1 protein-coding gene (running past one end of the window) is annotated in these 18,812 nt (G+C 65.4%); it reads left to right on the forward strand.

Features of this window, described 5'->3' with window-relative positions; translation table 11 throughout:
• Window positions 1-18,808, forward strand: partial view of a non-ribosomal peptide synthase/polyketide synthase gene (locus IBX18_RS08450; protein WP_228540726.1) — the 3' portion only. 5,207 nt of this gene lie to the left of the window's left edge; 18,808 of the gene's 24,015 nt are visible here — the last part of the coding sequence; its start codon lies beyond the left edge, outside the window; the stop codon is at window positions 18,806-18,808.
• The last annotated feature ends 4 nt before the right edge of the window (window positions 18,809-18,812 follow it).

An 18,812-nucleotide genomic window follows, 5' to 3' on the forward strand; every position in this document is an offset into this window, starting at 1 on the left:
GGTGCTGGCGGGTGAGCAGCGTTCGGATCCGGCGGAGATCGCGCGGCTGATCGAGACCTGGTCGGTGACGAAGCTGTTTGCCACGCCGCCGTTGTTGTCGGCCTTGGTCGACTATGCGGAGGCGCTTCCCGGCAGACCGTTCCGGAGCTTGCAGCAGGTGAATACCGGGGCGGACACGCTGACTTGGGGGCTGGTAGCGGCGCTACGCGCCATGTGCCGGAATCTGCGGATCGATAATCTTTACGGCCCGACCGAAGCGACGGTTGACGTGACGTCCTGTCGCGTGCCCGACGAAGCGGTGGGGACGGTGGTGCCGATCGGTGTGCCGGTGGCCAATACGCGGGTGTTCGTGCTGGATGCGTGGTTGGTGCCGGTCCCGGTGGGAGTGGTCGGTGAATTGTATGTAGCCGGTGCGCAGTTGGCGCGGGGCTACCGAGGTAAGGCGGGGTTGACCGCGGCGAGGTTCGTGGCCGATCCGTTCGATCCGGCCGGCGCGGGTCGGTTGTATCGCACTGGGGACGTCGTGCGGTGGAATCGCGCCGGGCAGTTGGAGTTTGCGGGCCGGGTGGATGACCAGGTGAAGATCCGCGGCTTCCGGGTCGAGCCGGGAGAAGTGGAAGCCATACTGGCGCAACACCCTTCGGTGTCTCGAGCGGCAGTGGTGGCACGTGACAGCGATACCGGTGGCAAGCAGCTGATCGGCTATGTGGTCGCCGAGCGGGCCGACTCGGCATCGGGTGGAAGCGATGGCCTCGCGGGCGGTGCTGTGCGTGCGTTCGCCGCCGAACGGTTGCCGGAGTTCATGGTGCCGACGGTGGTAATGGTGATCGACACGCTGCCGTTGACCGCGAACGGGAAACTGGATCACGCGGCGCTGCCGGTCCCTGAGCTCGCGTCGTCGGTGCCGTACCGGGCGCCGGGCACTCTCCAGGAGCAAATGCTGGTCGAGCTGTTCGCGGAAATCCTCGGACTCGACCGGCTCGGTGTGGACGACAGCTTCTTCGCCCTGGGTGGACATTCTTTGTCGGCTACCCGTCTCGTCAGCCGGATTCGAGCGGTGCTGGACATCGAGGTGCCGATCCGAACCGTATTCGACGCCCCTACGGTGGCGCAGTTGGCGACCCGGCTCGATGCCGATGTGCAGCGGCGGCCGGTGTTGGCGGTGCGGCTGCGGCCGAACATGGTTCCGTTGTCGTTCGCGCAGCGGCGGTTGTGGTTTCTGCACCGGCTGGAAGGACCGTCCGCCACCTTCAACATCCCGTTGGCACTGCGACTGTACGGCGTCGATGTGTCGGCGTTGACCGCCGCGATCGGCGACGTCGTCGCTCGGCACGAGAGCTTGCGGACGGTCTTCGTCGAAGCCGACGGTATGCCGTCGCAACGGGTACTCGCCGCCGACGAGGTCGAGGTGCCGGTCGCGGTGACCGAGGTGGGCACCGGCGCGGCGAACCCCGCTGGGCTCGACGCGGCGGTCACCGCGGCGGCGCGGTACGAGTTCGACCTGTCCACGGAGATTCCGGTCCGCGCCGACGTCTTCCGATGCGCTGACGACGAGTGCGTCGCGGTGCTGTTGATCCACCATATCGCCGGCGACGGCTGGTCGCTGACGCCGCTCCTGCGCGACTTGGCCACGGCTTACCTGGCGCGCCGCGAGGATCGGGCGCCGCAATGGCGGCCGTTGCCGGTGCAGTACGTGGATTACACGCTGTGGCAGCGGGAAGTGCTCGGCTCATCGAGTGATCCGGAAAGTCTGTTGTCCCGCCAGTTCGACTACTGGCGCGGTGAACTCGCGGGCTTGCCGGAGCAGCTGCGGTTGCCGACCGACCGGCCGCGTCCACGAGTGGCCGGCTACCGCGGCGACACGGTGCTGTTCGGTATCGATTCGTTGCTGCGCGCGGAGGTCGAGCGGCTGGCCGCTCGCGAAGGTGCGACGGTGTCGATGGTGCTGCAGTCGGCGCTGGCGTTGCTGTTGTTCGAACTCGGTGCGGGGGAGGATATTCCGATCGGCTCGCCGATCGCCGGTCGGACCGATGAGGCGTTGGCCGATCTGGTCGGGTTCTTCGTCAATACCTGGGTTTTGCGCACGGTGGTGTCGCCTGCGGAATCGTTCAACCAGCTCCTGGGGCAGGTCAGGGCGAAAGCGCTGGGCGCGTACGAGAATCAAGACATTCCGTTCGAGTTGCTGGTGGAGTTGCTCAATCCGGTGCGGTCGGCGTCGCATCATCCGTTGTTCCAGGTGTCGTTGGCATTTCAGAACAACGCCCTGCCTTCGTTCGAGTTGGCGGGCGGCCGGGTCGAGCCGTATCCCGCGTCGACGGCGGTATCGCGGTTCGACTTGTTCTTCAACGTCATCGACGCCGCGGATGGCCAGGGATGGAACGGATTGGTCGAATACGCGACGGATCTGTTCGACCGCGCCACGGTCGAGGCGATGGCCGGACGGTTGGTGCGGGTACTGCGACAGGTGGTATCGGCTCCGGACGCGCCGGTGGGCTCGGTCGATGTGCTCGACAGCGGCGAACGCGACCTGGTATTGCATCGGTGGAACGACACCACCGCAGCGGTTTCCGACACCACGATCATCGGCCTGTTCCGGGCTCGGGTGGCCGCGGGCCCGGACACGTTCGCCCTCTCCTGCGGCGGCACCGAACTGACCTACCGGGATCTCGATCTGCGATCCGATCGGCTCGCGCGGGTCATGGCCGCACGCGGAGTAGGTCTCGAGGGGATTGTCGCGGTGGCGTTGCCTCGGTCGGCAGAGCTGATCGTGGCGTTGCTGGCCGTGCTGAAGTCGGGGGCGGCGTATTTGCCGATCGATCCGGCCTATTCCTCGGATCGGTTGGCGTTCATCCTCACGGACGCGACGCCGCTGATCGTGGTGACGGACACCGCCACCTCAGCTCTGCTGCCCGAAACTTCGGCACCGCTGCTCTACCTCGACACCCTCGAGACCGTCGACACCATCGACGCGGCGGACTGGTCCGTTGCGCCGGCCGGGCCGCAGAATCTGGCGTATGTGATCTACACATCGGGCTCCACCGGTGTGCCGAAAGGCGTTGGTGTCACGCATCGTAACGTCGTGAATCTCGTTTCCCAGGAGTGGTTGACGGGCTCGGACGAGCGGGTGTTGGTGCATTCGTCGATGGCTTTCGATGCTTCGACGTACGAAATGTGGGCGGCGTTGTGTGCCGGCGGGGGATTGGTGTTGGCGGGTGAATTGCGTTCCGACCCAGGCGAAATGCTCGAGTTGGTGGCGGCTGGGTCGGTGACGAGGATGTTCGTGACGCCTGCGTTGTTGTCGGTGCTGCTGGAGCAGGTGGAGGGGCGGCCGGGCAATGCTTTGCAGGGTTTGGTTCAGCTGGTTGTCGGTGGTGCTGAACTGTCGTCGGCGTTGGTGGGCCGGGTGCGCGCTGTGGCTGCTGGTGTAGACGTGGTCAACGGTTATGGTCCGACGGAGACCACAGTGTTCGCGACGGTATTCACCGCTGGTGCGGATTCTGCGGGGTCGGTGCCGATCGGCCGGCCGTTGGCGAATGTGCGTGCGTTCGTCCTGGATTCGTGGTTGAAGCCGGTTCCGGTGGGGGTTCCCGGTGAGCTGTACGTGGCCGGTGCGCAGTTGGGGCGGGGCTATCACGGTAAGGCGGGATTGACCGCGGCACGATTCGTGGCCGATCCGTTCGACCCGGCTGGGAGCGGAGGCCGGTTGTACCGCACCGGTGATGTGGTGCGATGGTCCGCAGACGGGACGCTGGAGTTCGTCGGGCGAGTCGACGATCAGGTGAAAATCCGTGGCTTCCGGATCGAGCCGGGTGAGGTCGAAACCGCACTGGCACAACATCCTTCCGTGTCCCAAGCCGTGGTAGTCGCCCGCGACACCGGCACGGGCGCCAAGCAGCTGATCGGGTACGTAGTCGGGTCGGCCCAGGACGATGAACTCGACGGCAGGAATATCCGCGCGTTCGTGTCCGAGCGTTTGCCGGAATTCATGGTGCCCGCGGTGGTCATGGTGATCGACTCGGTGCCGCTGACGCCGAACGGCAAACTGGATTACGCCGCGTTGCCGGATCCCGAGTTCACCTCGTCGGCGCGCTATCGCGCGCCGAGCACGAGCCAGGAGCAGATCCTGACCACGGTATTCGCCGAGCTGTTGGGGCTCGATCGGGTGGGCGTGGACGACAGATTCTTCGAGCTGGGCGGGGACAGTATCCGGTCGATTCAGGTGGTCTCGCGGGCGCGAGAGCTGGGGTTGCAGATCACGCCGCGGGAGGTGTTCGAGCATCAGACAGCGGGCGCGCTGGCCGCGGTCGCCGCCGGGCGTGCGCTCACTCCGGTGCTGGGGGAGTTGCCCGGTGGTGGTGTGGGCTGGATGCCGCTACTGCCGGTGGCCCGGTTCCTCCGGGAGCTGGGTGCGGGGTTCGACAGCTTTACCCAGTCGATGCTGCTGGACTTGCCGGTCGGTATCGACCGAGCCGGGTTGATCGCGACGTTGTCGGCGGTGATAGATCGTCATGATGTGTTGCGGTCGCGGTTGGTCGACGACGAGCGTGGCCAGGGCCTGGAGGTAGCGCCGGCCGGTGCATGGGAGGTGGACCGGCTGGTGCGCCGGGTCGAGGTGGCGAATCTCGAACAGTCTTCCGACGACAGCGTGGCAACGATCGCCGCACAGGTGAGCGCGGCAGCCGGCCGGTTGTCTCCGTCGGCCGGAGTGATGGTGCAGTTCGTCTGGTTCGATGCCGGTCCGGCGAGAGCGGGCCGCTTGTCGATCGTGGCCCACCACCTGGTGATCGACGGTGTGTCATGGCGAATCCTGTTGCCGGACTTGGCATCGGCATGGCACGCCGTAGCGACGGGCGCGACACCCGCGTTGGCGAGCATCGGCACATCGATGCGGCGCTGGGCGCATGGTTTGGTGGAGCAAGCCGGCGAGCCGGAGCTGGTGGAGCAGCTGCCGTGGTGGCGTTCGGTTTTGGACGGGCCGGACCCGATGTTGGGTAGTCGACCGTTGGATCCCGACGTCGACGTCATGGCGACCGTGGACCATGTGCGTGTCCGGATCCCGGCGGCGGTGAGCGAGACGATACTGACAACGGTGCCCGCGGCGTTCCACGGCGGCGTGGCGGACGCGTTGCTGGCGGCGTTGGCGGTAGCGGTCGGTCGGTGGCGTGCAAGCAGAGGCATCTCCGAGGAATCGGTGTTGCTTCGGTTGGAAGGGCACGGCCGCGAAGAAGGCACGGTTTCCGGTGCTGACTTGTCCAGGACGGTCGGCTGGTTCACCAGTATGTTCCCAGTTCGGTTGCGCACGAACGCCGCAGAGTGGGATCAGCTCCGCGCGGGCGGCCCGGCCGCGGGCGCGCTGGTCAAGTCGGTCAAAGAACAACTGCGCGCGGTGCCGGGCAAGGGTATCGGGTACGGGTTGTTGCGGTACCTGAATTCGGAGACCGCTGGTGTGCTGCAAGAGTTTTCGACCGGTCAGATCGGGTTCAACTATCTGGGGCGGTTCAGCTCGGCAGATCTGCTGCCGCAGCGATGGCAGGGAAATGGGTGGACTCCGGCCGAGAGTACTGCGGGATCCATTGCCGCCCCGGATCCGGCGATGCCGGCGATGGCGGTACTCGATGTCACCACGATGGTGACCGACACCGGCGAAGGGCCGGTAATTCAAGCGGACTTCGCGGCGCCATCGGAAGTGTTGGCGGATACCGAAGTGCGGGAGTTGGCCGATCTGTGGCAGGAAGCCATCGCGGGTATAGCCCGGTACGCGGCGACGGCGGGGGCGGGTGGTTTGACGCCGTCGGATCTGCCGCTGGTGCGGCTGCGGCAAACCGAGATCGAGGTGTTGGAGGACCGGTATCCGGGGTTGGTGGATGTGTGGCCGTTGACCTCGATGCAGTCGGGACTGCTGTTTCATCAAGTGCTGGCAGAGCAGGGTTTCGACGCCTATCACATGCAGGTGGTGTTCGGGCTGGCCGGGCGGGTGGATGCGGGGCGGCTGCGGGTGGCGGGCCAGCGGCTGCTGGATCGGTATCCGAATCTGCGGGTGGGTTTCGCTGCCGGGCCGGGCGGTGATCCGGTCCAGGTGGTTGTCGACGGCATCGAATTGCCCTGGCGGGTAGTCGATCTGAGCGAGCTGGACGGCGCCGGACGCGACGCGGCGCTGGAGCGGTTGCTGGTCGAGGATCGGAACGAGCATTTCGATGCGGCAGTTCCGCCGCTGCTGCGGTTGACGCTGGTGCGGACGGCGGAGCAACGCTCGGAGTTGGTGCTGACCGCTCATCATGTGCTGCTGGACGGGTGGTCGCTGCCGCTGCTGGTTCGGGATCTGTTGCGCCTCTACAGCTCCGGCGGCGCATCCGCTGAGCTGCCGCGACCGCCCGAGTACAAGGAATTCCTGACGTGGCTGGGCGAGCAGGACCCGCAGATCGGTCTGCAGGCCTGGACCCGCGAACTCGACGGCGTCCATGAGCCGACCCTGCTCGCCGGTCAGACGAGCTTCCCCGGCGATGTCAGGGTGGAGCAGGTCGAAGTACCGGTAAGTGTGGAGATGGCATCGGCGTTGCCCAGGCGTGCCGGTGAACTCGGCGTTACCGTCAATACGGTGGTGCAGGGCGGGTGGGGAATTCTGCTGGCTGCGTCGACCGGTCGTCATGATGTGATCGCCGGTGCCACGGTGTCGGGTCGTCCGCCGGTGTTGCCGGGCGTGGATTCGATGGTGGGTTTGTTCATCAATACGGTGCCGGTGCGGGTGCGGTTCGGTCCTCGTGACACTGTCGCCGACTTGTTGGTCGATCTGCAGGCTCGCCAAGTCGCTCTGCTCGATCATCATCATGTGGGGTTGGTCGATATTCATCGGGCGACCGGGTTGGATGTCTTGTTCGACACTCTGATCGGGTTCGAGTCCTATCCCGTCGACAGCGCCGGACTCGGTGCGGCGGCCACCAGCAGCGGCATCAGCATCGCTGATCTGCGTCCCAACGCACCCACGCACTACCCCCTCACGCTCGTCGCCGCCGCTACCCCGTCGCTGGTTCTCCGACTGGAATACCGCACCGATGTGTTCGATCGGTCCACGGTCGAGGTGATGGCGGACCGCTTGGTTCGGATACTGCGGCACCTGGTGTCGGACCCGGATGGCCGGGTGGGGTCGGTCGATGTGCTCGGCAGCGAAGAACGCGAGCTGGTACTGCGGCGATGGAACGACACCGCCGTTGCGCTGCCGGGGTGCACCATCGTCGAATTGTTCGAGGCGCAAGCCGTCCGGACGCCCACGGCGGACGCTGTGCTGTACGGCGACACAGCGGTGTCGTACGGGGAACTCGACACCCGCGCCGATCAATTGGCGCGCGCATTGCTCGTGCGGGGAGTGGGCCCGGACAGTGTTGTCGCGGTCGCGTTGCCGCGGTCTGTGGAGTTGATCGTGGCGTTGCTGGCGGTGCTGAAGGCCGGTGGTGGATATCTGCCGATCGATCCGGCCTACTCGTCGGATCGGTTGGCGTTCATCCTCGCCGACGCCGCACCGGTCATCGTCCTGACCGATCACCGCACCGCACAGGCGCTGCCCCGAACCGGAACACCACACCTGTGCCTCGACGCACCCGACACCACAGCCGTGCCGGCGGAAATCGGCCGCAGACCGGCCGCGGTGGGCGCGCAGAACCTGGCGTATCTGATCTACACCTCCGGTTCCACCGGTGTGCCGAAAGGTGTTGGTATCACGCATCGCAACCTGGTCAACCTGGTCACCCAGGCGTGGGCGACCGGTTCGGGCGATCGAGTATTGGCCCATTCGTCGATCGCCTTCGACGCGTCCACCTACGAGATCTGGCCGACGCTGGCAGGTGGTGCGACGTTGGTCATGGCCGGTGAGCAGCGTTCGGATCTGGTGGAGATCACGCGGCTGATCGAGACCAGGTCGGTGACGCTGATGTTCGCGACACCGGTGTTGTTGTCGGCGTTGGCCGACCATGTCGAGTCGTTGCCCGGCAGTCCGTTGGCAACGCTTGTTCAGGTGAATACCGGGGCGGACACCCTCCCGTCGGGATTGGTTCAGGCGCTGAGGACCGAATGCCGGGATCTTCGGATCGACAACCTTTACGGTCCCACCGAGGCGACGGTCGACGTGACCTCGTTCGTCGTGCCCGACGAGGTGGGTGCGGTGGTGCCGATCGGCGGCCCGGTGGCGAATACACATGTGTTCGTGCTGGATTCGTGGTTGGCACCGGTTCCGGTGGGAGTTGCCGGTGAATTGTATGTGGCGGGTGCGCAATTGGCGCGCGGCTATCACGGTCAGGCGGGGCTGACAGCTTCCCGGTTTGTGGCCGACCCGTTCGACGCGGCCGGTAGTGGTCGGTTGTATCGCACCGGTGACGTGGTGCGCTGGAATCGCCACGGGCAGTTGGAGTTCGTGGGCCGAGCTGATGATCAGGTGAAGATCCGGGGTTTCCGGGTCGAGCCGGGCGAGGTGGAAACTGTCCTGGCGCAACATCCTTCGGTAGCACAGGCGGTAGTGGTAGCACGCGATACCACCACGGGTAAGCAGCTGGTCGGCTATGTCGTCGCCGAGGGAAACGGTGTAGTCCGAGCCGATGAACTCGAGAGCGCGAGTGGACTGGATGGGGGTCGGGTCCGGGAATTCGCCGCCGAGCGGTTGCCGGATTTCATGGTGCCCGCGGTGGTGATGGTGATCGACTCGGTGCCGTTGACGGCGAGCGGGAAGCTCGATCGTCGCAGGTTGCCGGAGCCGGAGTTGAGCTCGTCGGTGGAGTATCGGGCGCCGCGTACCGGCCAGGAGCAGACATTGGCGGGGGTGTTCGCCGAGGTTTTGGGCGTGCCGCGAGTAGGCGTGGATGACAGCTTCTTCGAGTTGGGCGGGGACAGTATTCGCTCGATTCAGGTGGTGTCGCGGGCACGTGAGCTGGGGGTGGAGATCAGTCCGCGGGAGGTATTCGAGTTCCAGACCGCGGCGGCGTTGGCTGCGGTGGCTCTCGGGCGTGCTGTGACAGGCCCGGTGTTGCGCGAGTTGGCCGGTGGTGGCGTCGGCTGGATGCCGTTGGTGCCGGTGGCCCGGTTCATCCGGGAGCTCGGCCTAGGTGCGGGGTTCGATGGCTTTACGCAGTCGATGGTGCTGGATCTGCCGGTCGGCATCGACCGGGCCGGGTTGGTCGCGACGTTGACGGCGGTGGTCGATCGCCATGATGTGTTGCGGTCTCGGTTGGTCGATGACGAGCGTGGACCAGGGCTCGAGGTGCCGCCCGCAGGAACGGTGGATGTCGATTCGCTGCTGCACCGCGTCGACCTCGAGCAGCAGGTCGGCGACCGCGCCGAGGTGATCGGCGCACAGATGAGCGCGGCGGTGACGCGGTTGGCTCCGGCTGCGGGCGTGATGGTGCAGTTCGTGTGGTTCGACGCAGGCGGCTCACAGGCCGGTCGGCTGGCGGTGGTCGCCCATCATCTGGTTGTCGATGGTGTGTCGTGGCGAATTCTGTTGCCGGACTTGGCATCGGCCTGGCGCGAGGGGTCGGCCGGGGCGACACCGGTGTTGGCGCGGGCGGGCACATCGATGCGGCGCTGGGCACACGGGTTGCTCGAAGCAGCGATCCGGCCGGAGCGAGCGGCGGAGCTGTCGTGGTGGCGTTCGGTCCTCGACCAGCCCGACCCGACACTGGGAGCCCGGCCCCTGGATCCGGTCGTCGATCTCATGTCGACCGTCGATCACGTTGCGGTACAGATTCCAGTGCCGATGACCGAGCCGTTCCTGACCACGTTGCCCGCGGTCTTCCACGGCGGCGTGGAGGACGGGTTGTTGGCGGCCCTGGCGGCAGCGGTCGGTCGGTGGCGGGCCGGCAGAGGCGTATCCGAGCGATCGGTGTTGCTTCGATTGGAAGGCCATGGCCGGGAAGAAGGCGCCGTTCCTGGTGCTGATCTGTCCGGTACGGTCGGTTGGTTCACCAGTATGTTCCCGGTGCGGTTGCGAGTGGACGCGACAGATTGGGGCCAGCTCTGCGCTGGTGGTCCGGTCGCCGGCGCATTGTTCAAGTCGGTGAAGGAGCAGCTGCGAGCGGTGCCCGACAAGGGCATCGGGTACGGGTTGTTGCGATACCTCAATCCTGATACCGCCGGTGTCCTGCAGGAGTTTTCGACCGGCCAGATCGGCTTCAACTACCTCGGGCGCCTCACCTCCGCAGACCTGCTGCCGCAACGTCTGAGTGGCAGCGGCTGGACACCGGCGGTCGATGCGGGACAGCTGGTTTCGCCACTGGACCCGGCCTTGGCCGCCGCGCCCGCGATGGCGGTGCTGAACGTGAACACCATGGTGGTCGATACCAGCGAGGGCCCGATGTTGCAGGCGGTGTTCGCGGCGCCGTCAAAGGTGTTGGCGGAGTCCGAGGTGCGGGAGTTGGCTGAGTACTGGCGGGACGCGGTGGCGGGTTTGGCTCGGCATGCGGTGACGGCGGGGGCGGGTGGTTCGACACCGTCGGATGTGTCGTTGGTGCGGTTGAGTCAAACCGAAATCGAGGTGTTGGAAAGTCGGTATCCGGGGTTGGTGGATGTGTGGCCGCTGACCTCGATGCAGTCGGGACTGCTGTTTCATCAAGTGCTGGCAGACGAGGGCTTCGACGCTTATCACATGCAGGTGGTGTTCGCGTTGGCCGGGTGTGTTGATCCGAATCGGATGCGGCTGGCGGGTCAAGGGTTACTGGATCGGTATCCGAATCTGCGGGTGGGGTTTGTGGCCGGTCCGGGTGGTGACCCGGTTCAGGTGGTTGTCGAGGGTGTCGAATTGCCCTGGCGGGTAGTCGATTTGCGTGATCTGGCCGAGGACGCGCGTGGGGTGGCGTCGGCGCGGTTGCTGGCCGAGGACAAGGACGAGCATTTCGATGCGGCGGTGCCGCCGTTGCTGCGGTTGACGCTGGTGTTGCTGGAGGAGCAGCGATCGGAGTTGGTGCTGACTGCACACCATGTGTTGCTGGACGGATGGTCACTGCCGCTGGTGATCCAGGACCTGTTCCGTCTTTACGGTTCAGCCGCGGCGGCACTGCCGCAACCGCCCGAGTACAAGCAGTTCCTGAAGTGGTTGCACCATCAGGACTTCCAGGCCGCTACTCAGGCCTGGGCCCGAGAACTCGACGGTGTTACCGAGCCGACGCTTCTCGCCGGTGGCGCCGATGGCAGTGCCATCGCAGGGGTGAGACGGGTCGAGGTGCCGCTGCCCATGGCGACGGCCTCGGCATTGAGTGCCCGGGCCACGCAACTCGGGGTTACGTTGAATACGGTGGTGCAGGGTGGGTGGGGAATTCTGCTGGCTGCGTCGACCGGTCGTCATGATGTGATCGCCGGTGCCACGGTGTCGGGTCGTCCGCCGGTGTTGCCGGGCGTGGATTCGATGGTGGGTTTGTTCATCAATACGGTGCCGGTGCGGGTGCGGTTCGGTCCTCGTGACACTGTCGCCGACTTGTTGGTCGATCTGCAGGCTCGCCAAGTCGCTCTGCTCGATCATCATCATGTGGGGTTGGTCGATATTCATCGGGCGACCGGGTTGGATGTCTTGTTCGACACTCTGATCGGGTTCGAGTCCTACCCCGTCGACACCACCGGCATCAGTTCGGCCGTCACGACCGGCGATATCGCCATCACGGACCTGCGTTCCGAAACGCCCTCGCACTACCCGGTGACCCTTCTGGCCAACGCCACCCCCGGACTGACACTGCACCTCGAATACCGCAGCGACTTGTTCGACCATTCCGCGGTCGAAACGTTGGCGGACCGGCTGGTTCGGATCTTGCGGCAGGTGGTGTCGGATCCGGATGTCCGGGTGGGATCGATAGATGTGCTCGGCCGCGAAGAACGCGAGCTGGTGCTGCGCCGATGGAACGACACCACGGTCGAGATCCAGGACGCCACCATCGTCGGCTTGTTCGCGGCACAGGTCGTGGCGAACCCCGAGGAAACCGCCGTGGTCTGTGGGGACGTCGAGGTGTCCTATCGCGAGCTCGACACCCGCGCCAACAGCGTTGCGCGCGTGCTTATCTCGCACGGGGCGCGTCCGGACACCATCGTCGCGGTCGCCCTGCCCAGATCCGTGGAACTGATCGTGGGATTGCTGGCGGTGCTGAAGGCCGGTGGTGCATATCTGCCGATCGATCCGGCCTACCCGTCGGATCGGTTGGCGGTCATCCTCGCCGACGCGCGGCCGGTGGTCGTCGTGACCGACTCCGCTACCGCACCTCTGTTGCCCCCGACGACGACACCGCACCTCTACCTCGATGCACTCGATACCACCGAATGCGCAGCCGGAACAGACCCGGTTCGGGTCGAGGTGTGCCCGCAGAACCTGGCGTATCTCACCTATACCTCCGGTTCCACCGGTGTGCCGAAAGGTGTAGCTGTCACGCACCGCAATGTGGTGGCCTTCGCTACCAAACCGAGCTGGCGCGACGGTGCGCACAACACCGTACTGCTGCATTCCTCGATCGCGTTCGACGCCTCCACCTATGAGATGTGGGTTCCGTTGCTGGCGGGCGGTCGGATAGTTGTCGCGCCCTCGGATCGCACCGATATCGCGGCGCTCGGTCGATTGCTGGTTACCGGTGGGGTCACCGCGGTCTTCCTGACCACTCGTTTGTTCGAGCTGTTCGTCGAACAGTGCCCCGACGCGCTCGCCGGGCTGCGGCAGGTGTGGACCGGCGGCGAGGAGATGCCGACGGAGGTGTTCGGGCATGCGCTGCGTGTGTGCCCCGAGACAAGCGTCGTGCACGTGTACGGTCCCACCGAGACAACAACCTTCGCGACTTGCCGCCCCTTCCGTGCCGGGGAACACTTCGATGGCGCCTCGGTGCCGATCGGGTCTGCGCTGGCGAATGTGCGTGCGCTGGTATTGGATTCGTGGTTGGCGCCGGTTCCGGTAGGGGTTGCCGGTGAACTGTATTTGGCCGGTGCTCAATTGGCGCGAGGCTACTACGGCCGCGCAGGGTTGACGGCTTCGCGCTTTGTCGCTGATCCTTTCGATTCGGCAGGCGGCCGGTTGTATCGCACCGGTGACGTGGTGCGCTGGAATCCGTTCGGGCAGTTGGAGTTCGTCGGCCGGGTCGATGATCAGGTCAAGGTCCGTGGCTTCCGGATCGAGCCGGGCGAAGTCGAAGCCGCACTGACGCAACATCCTTCGGTCGCCCAGGCGGTGGTGGTTGCTCGCGGCGCCGGCGCCGGCGGCAAGCGGCTCATCGGATACGTGGTCCCGGATCGAACCGGCTCGAGTGGTGGCGACGGACTCGACGGGGCACAGATTCGCCGGTTCGTCGCGGAGCGATTGCCGGAATTCATGGTGCCTGCCGTGGTCGTGCTGATCGACTCGGTGCCGTTGACGGCGAGCGGCAAGCTCGATCGTCGGGCGTTGCCGGAGCCGGAGTTGAGTGCCTCGGCAGCGTATCGGGCACCTGTTACGGATGTGGAGCAGGTGCTGGCGCAGGTGTTCGCCGATATTCTGGGCGTCCAGCGGGTGGGGCTGGACGACAGCTTCTTCGAGTTGGGCGGTCACTCGTTGTTGGCCACCCGCTTGATCAGTCGGCTTCGGGTGCTGCTGGGGATCGAGGTGCCGATCCGGTCGGTCTTCGACGCGCCGACGGTGGCGCAGTTGGTGACTCGGCTGGACAGCGGTGTGCAGGTGCGTCCGAGGCTGCTGGCCCGGCAGCGGCCGGACGTCGTTCCGTTGTCGTTCGCGCAGCGGCGATTGTGGTTCATTCATCGGCTGGAGGGACCGTCCGCGACCTACAACATCCCGTTGGCGGTGCGGTTGCGCGGAGTGGATGTGGCGGCGTTGACCGCCGCGATCGGCGACGTGGTTTCTCGGCACGAGAGTCTGCGTACCGTTTTCGTCGAAGCCGACGGTATGCCCGCTCAGCAGGTACTCGATGTCGGGACTCTCCCGGCGCCGGTAATCGTCGTGGACGTCGACCCCACCGAGGTGGACACGGCGGTGAATGCGGCGGTGCGGTATGGGTTCGATCTGTCGACCGAGATCCCGGTCCGAGTCACCGTGGTTCGTCAGGGTCCCGACGAGTGCGTGGCGGTCTTGTTGATTCACCATATCGCCGGTGACGGCTGGTCCATGGCGCCGTTGCTGCGTGATCTGTCGGCGGCGTACGCGGCACGGCTGGAAAATCGGGCGCCGGACTGGGATTCGCTGCCGGTCCAGTATGTGGATTACACGCTGTGGCAGCAGGACCTGCTGGGTTCATTGGATGATCCCGGCAGTCTGCTGACTCAGCAGTTCGACTATTGGCGTGCCGAGCTCGACAGTTTGCCCGAGCAGTTGCGGTTGCCGACCGATCGGCCGCGGCCGCGGGTCGCGAGTTATCGCGGCGACACCGTGTTGTTCGGGGTCGATACCGAGATCCGTACCGCGGTGGAGCGTTTGGCGGCTCGTGAGGGCGCGACGGTGTCGATGGTGTTGCAGTCGGCTTTGGCGGTGTTGTTGTTCAAACTCGGTGCGGGCGAGGATATTCCGATCGGCTCGCCGATCGCAGGCCGGACCGATGAGGCGTTGACCGATCTCGTCGGGTTCTTCGTCAACACCTGGGTTTTGCGCACCGCCGTATCACCGTCGGCGTCGTTCACCGAAATCCTCGGTCTGGTCAGGGAGAAGGCGCTGGCCGCCTACGGGAATCAGGATGTTCCGTTCGAGTTGCTGGTCGAGCTGCTCAATCCGGTTCGCTCGGCGGCGCACCATCCATTGTTCCAGGTGTCCTTGGCATTTCAGAACAATGCCCTGTCCACCCTGGAGTTGCCGGGGGTGCGGCCCGAGCCGTATCCGCCGTCCACCGCGACGTCGCGGTTCGACCTGTTCTTCAACATCGCCGACGCACCGGCCGGTTACCCGTGGAGCGGATTCGTCGAGTACGCGACCGAGTTGTTCGATCGGTCCACGATCGAGGCGATGGCGGGGCGGTTGGTGCGGTTGCTCGAGCAGGTTGCTGCGGACGCGGGCGTACCGGTGGGAGCGATCGATGTCCTCGACGCCGACGAACGCGAATGCGTGTTGCGCGAGTGGAACGACAGCGCCGCCGCGGTCGCCGACACGACCCTGATCGGGTTGTTCCGCGCACAGGTCCGCGCGACCCCGGACGCGATCGCCGTCGTGTGTGGTGATATCGAAATCTCGTACCGCGAACTGGATGTGCGCGCCGGCCGGTTGGCGCAGGTCCTGATCGCGCGAGGAGTGGGCCCCGACGCCATTGTGGCGGTTGCCTTGCCGCGGTCCGCCGAACTGATAGTGGCGTTGCTGGCGGTGGTGCAGGCCGGTGGTGGGTATTTGCCGATTGACGCAGCGTATTCCTCGGATCGGTTGGCGTTCATCCTCACCGATGCGGCCCCGGTTGTCGTCGTGACCGACTCCGCTACGGCCGATTTCCTGCCCGAGACCGACGCCCCTCGCCTTTACCTCGACCGGATCGAGGGCGAAGCCGGTCCGGATCGGATCGTGTCGGTGGATCCGCAGAATTTGGCGTATGTGATCTACACCTCCGGCTCGACCGGCGTGCCGAAAGGTGTTGGTATCACGCACCGTAACGTAATGAACCTGGTTGCCCAGGCGTGGTCGGTGGGGCATGCGGACCGGGTGCTCGTGCACACCTCGATCGCCTTCGATGCCTCCACCTACGAGATCTGGCCCGCACTGTGCGGTGGCGCCACCCTCGTGGTCGCGGGGGAGCGGCGTTCGGATCTGGTGGAGATCACGCGGCTGATCGAAACATGGTCGGTGACAAAGATGTTCGCGACGCCACCACTGTTGTCGGCGTTGATCGATCATGTGGAGTCGCTGCCGCACGGGCCTTTGCAGTCGTTGACGCGGGTCATCGTCGGTGGTGCGGAGTTGACGGCGGCTGTGGTTCAGAAGGTGATGGCGAAGTACGCCGGTGTTCAGATCATGAATGGCTATGGGCCTACCGAAACCACCGCATGTGTGACCGATTACGACGTGGTGGGTGCGGTCGAGGGCGGGGTTCCGATCGGGATCCCCGTGGCCAATACCCGGGTGTACGTGCTGGATTCGTGGTTGGCGCCGGTTGCCGTGGGGGTGGCCGGCGAGCTGTACGTGGCGGGGGCTCAGCTGGCGCGGGGCTATCGGGGCCGGGCCGGACTGACTGCGGCCCGGTTCGTGGCTGACCCGTTCGATCCGGCCGGTGGTGGTCGGTTGTATCGCACCGGTGATGTGGTGCGCTGGAATCACCACGGGCAGTTGGAGTTCGTGGGCCGGGTCGATGATCAGGTGAAGATCCGCGGCTTCCGGGTCGAGCCCGGCGAGGTGGAGACGGTAATGGCGCAACATCCTTCGGTGTCGCAGGCGGTAGTGGTGGCGCGTGACACCGAGACCGGTGGTAAGCAGCTTGTCGGATATGTGGTCGCTGATCGTTCCGGTCCGACTGTCGGTGAGGACGAACTGGTCGGGCAGTGGCGTCGGGTATATGACGAGTTGTATTCCGCGGCGGGCACCGACGATAGCCGGAACGGGGAGGCCGGCGCTGCGGAATTCGGCGCGGACTTCGGCGGCTGGAACAGCAGCTATACGGGGGAGTCGATCCCGCTGGAGCAAATGCGTGAGTGGCGCTCGGCGACCGTGGCGCGCATCAGCGGATTGAAGCCCGCTCGTGTACTCGAAATCGGTGTCGGATCGGGATTGCTGTTGTCGCAGTTGGCGCCGGATTGCGAAGAATACTGGGCGTCGGACTTGTCGGCCGCGACGATCGCCACCCTGCAACGCCAGGTGGACGAGCTGGGCGAGGGATTGTCCGATCGCGTCTTCTTGAGTGTTCGTGCCGCAGACGACACCGACGGCTTGCCGGAAGGCTATTTCGACACCGTGGTGTTGAACTCGGTCGTCCAGTATTTTCCCAGTCAGCACTATCTGCACAACGTGCTCGAGCAGGTGCAGGGGCTGCTGGCCCCCGGTGGTGCGGTATTCGTCGGTGACGTCCGCAATTTCGCGCTGCTCGAGCAGTTCACTACCGCGGTGCAGATCACCCGCAACGGTGGCGGCGACCCGGCGGCTGTCCTGGATGGGGTGCACCGTGACATCGCCGCTGAGCAGGAACTACTGGTCGCGCCGGAGTACTTCGCGGGCTCTTTCGGGGAGGCAACGGGATTCGAGGCTGTTGATATCGAGCTCAAACGGGGGTATTCGATCAATGAGTTGACCAGATATCGGTACGACGTGGTCTTGCGTAAGGCTCCGGCAGAGCCGTTGTCGGTCGCCGATGTGCCGAGTGTCGAGTTCCGCGACCATGATTGGCTGCGGGAGCTCTTGCGCACTCGACAGACCGACGGTGTTCGGGTCACCGGTATCCCGCATGCCGGACTGATCGGGCAGATCGAAGCGGCCCAGCGTGTCCGGACCGGGCACCCGGTGCCGGCCGGGCCGCAAACCGACCCGCTCGCAGCGGGTTTCGAAGGAATTCTCGCTGACCGTGCTACGCGCCTTGCCGCAGGTCTATTGCCTGAAGATCTGTACGTGCTGGGCGAGCAACTCGGCTACATTGTGGCGGTCACCTGGTCCGATCAGCCGGATCGGATAACTGCGATCTTTGTGGACAACGCCGCCGCCGGTGGTCGGCCGCTGACCGACGTGTACGCCGCGCCCGCCACCATGGCGAACCCCAGCGCGTATGCCAACAATCCGCAAGCCGCCGTGTTGGCTGCCGCTGTGCGCCGATGGGTGACCGACCGGTTGCCCGAGTTCATGGTGCCCGCGACGGTCATGGTCATCGACTCGGTGCCGTTGACCGCGAACGGAAAACTCGATCGCCGCGCCTTGCCAGATCCACAGTTCGCGTCCGCGCGGGAATACCGGCCTCCGCGCACCGAGCACGAGCGGGTGCTGGCCGAGTTGTTCGCCGAAATTCTCGGACTGGATCGGGTCGGTATCGACGACGACTTCTTTGCGTTGGGCGGTCACTCCCTTTTGGCGACGCGCCTCACCAGCAGGATCCGGGCTGTGCTCGGCGTCGAAGTTCCCGTTCGTGTCCTGTTCGACGCTCCGACCGTCGCTCAGTTGGTGACCCGGCTCGACGAAGGTGCTGCTGCGGGTACGGATTTCGATCCTGTGCTGAAGCTGAAGAGTTCCGGATCGCAGCAACCGCTGTGGTGTCTTCATCCCGGTGGCGGACTCGGTTGGTTCTACCAGCAGCTCGGACCGCACCTGCCGGATCGGCCCGTCTTCGCCATTCAGTCCCGCGGGCTGGACGGAGGGCCGGTCGCCGACTCCTTCGACGAGATGGTCGAGGACTACCTCGGTCAGATTCGCGCACTGCAAGGCGAGGGCCCCTACTTTTTGCTGGGTTGGTCGTACGGCGGAATGGTCGCGCATTCGCTGGCGTGCGAGCTCACCCAGCGGGGAATGGAGGTGGGATTTCTCGGAATCCTGGATAGCAAACCGCTGGCGGCAGCGACCTCGCAACCCGATGTTCCGGAAGACGAGGCCTTGGCCGGGGTCCGAGCTTGGGCGGCCGAGAGGTTCGGTGAGCAGCTCGATTCGCCTGATATCCAAAAACTGGTGGAGCAAGCAACGAAGGTGCTCATCAACAACGGCAGGCTGCTGGCAGGCTACTCCTCGCCGTTCTACGACGGCGACATCACGATCTTCGGCGCCACCCTCGATCAAGAAGGCAACCGCACCATCGATGCCAAGACCGAGCTCGAAGAAGCCTGGCGCTCCTACATCGGCGGCCACATCGAAGTCATCGAGATGGACTGTGCGCACGGCGACTTCGACCGCCCCGAAATGATGAGCGTGGTGGGCCGGATACTGAACACTCTGTTGTAGTGGC

The organism is Nocardia sp. XZ_19_369, from assembly GCF_015355715.1.
Lineage (GTDB): Bacteria > Actinomycetota > Actinomycetes > Mycobacteriales > Mycobacteriaceae > Nocardia.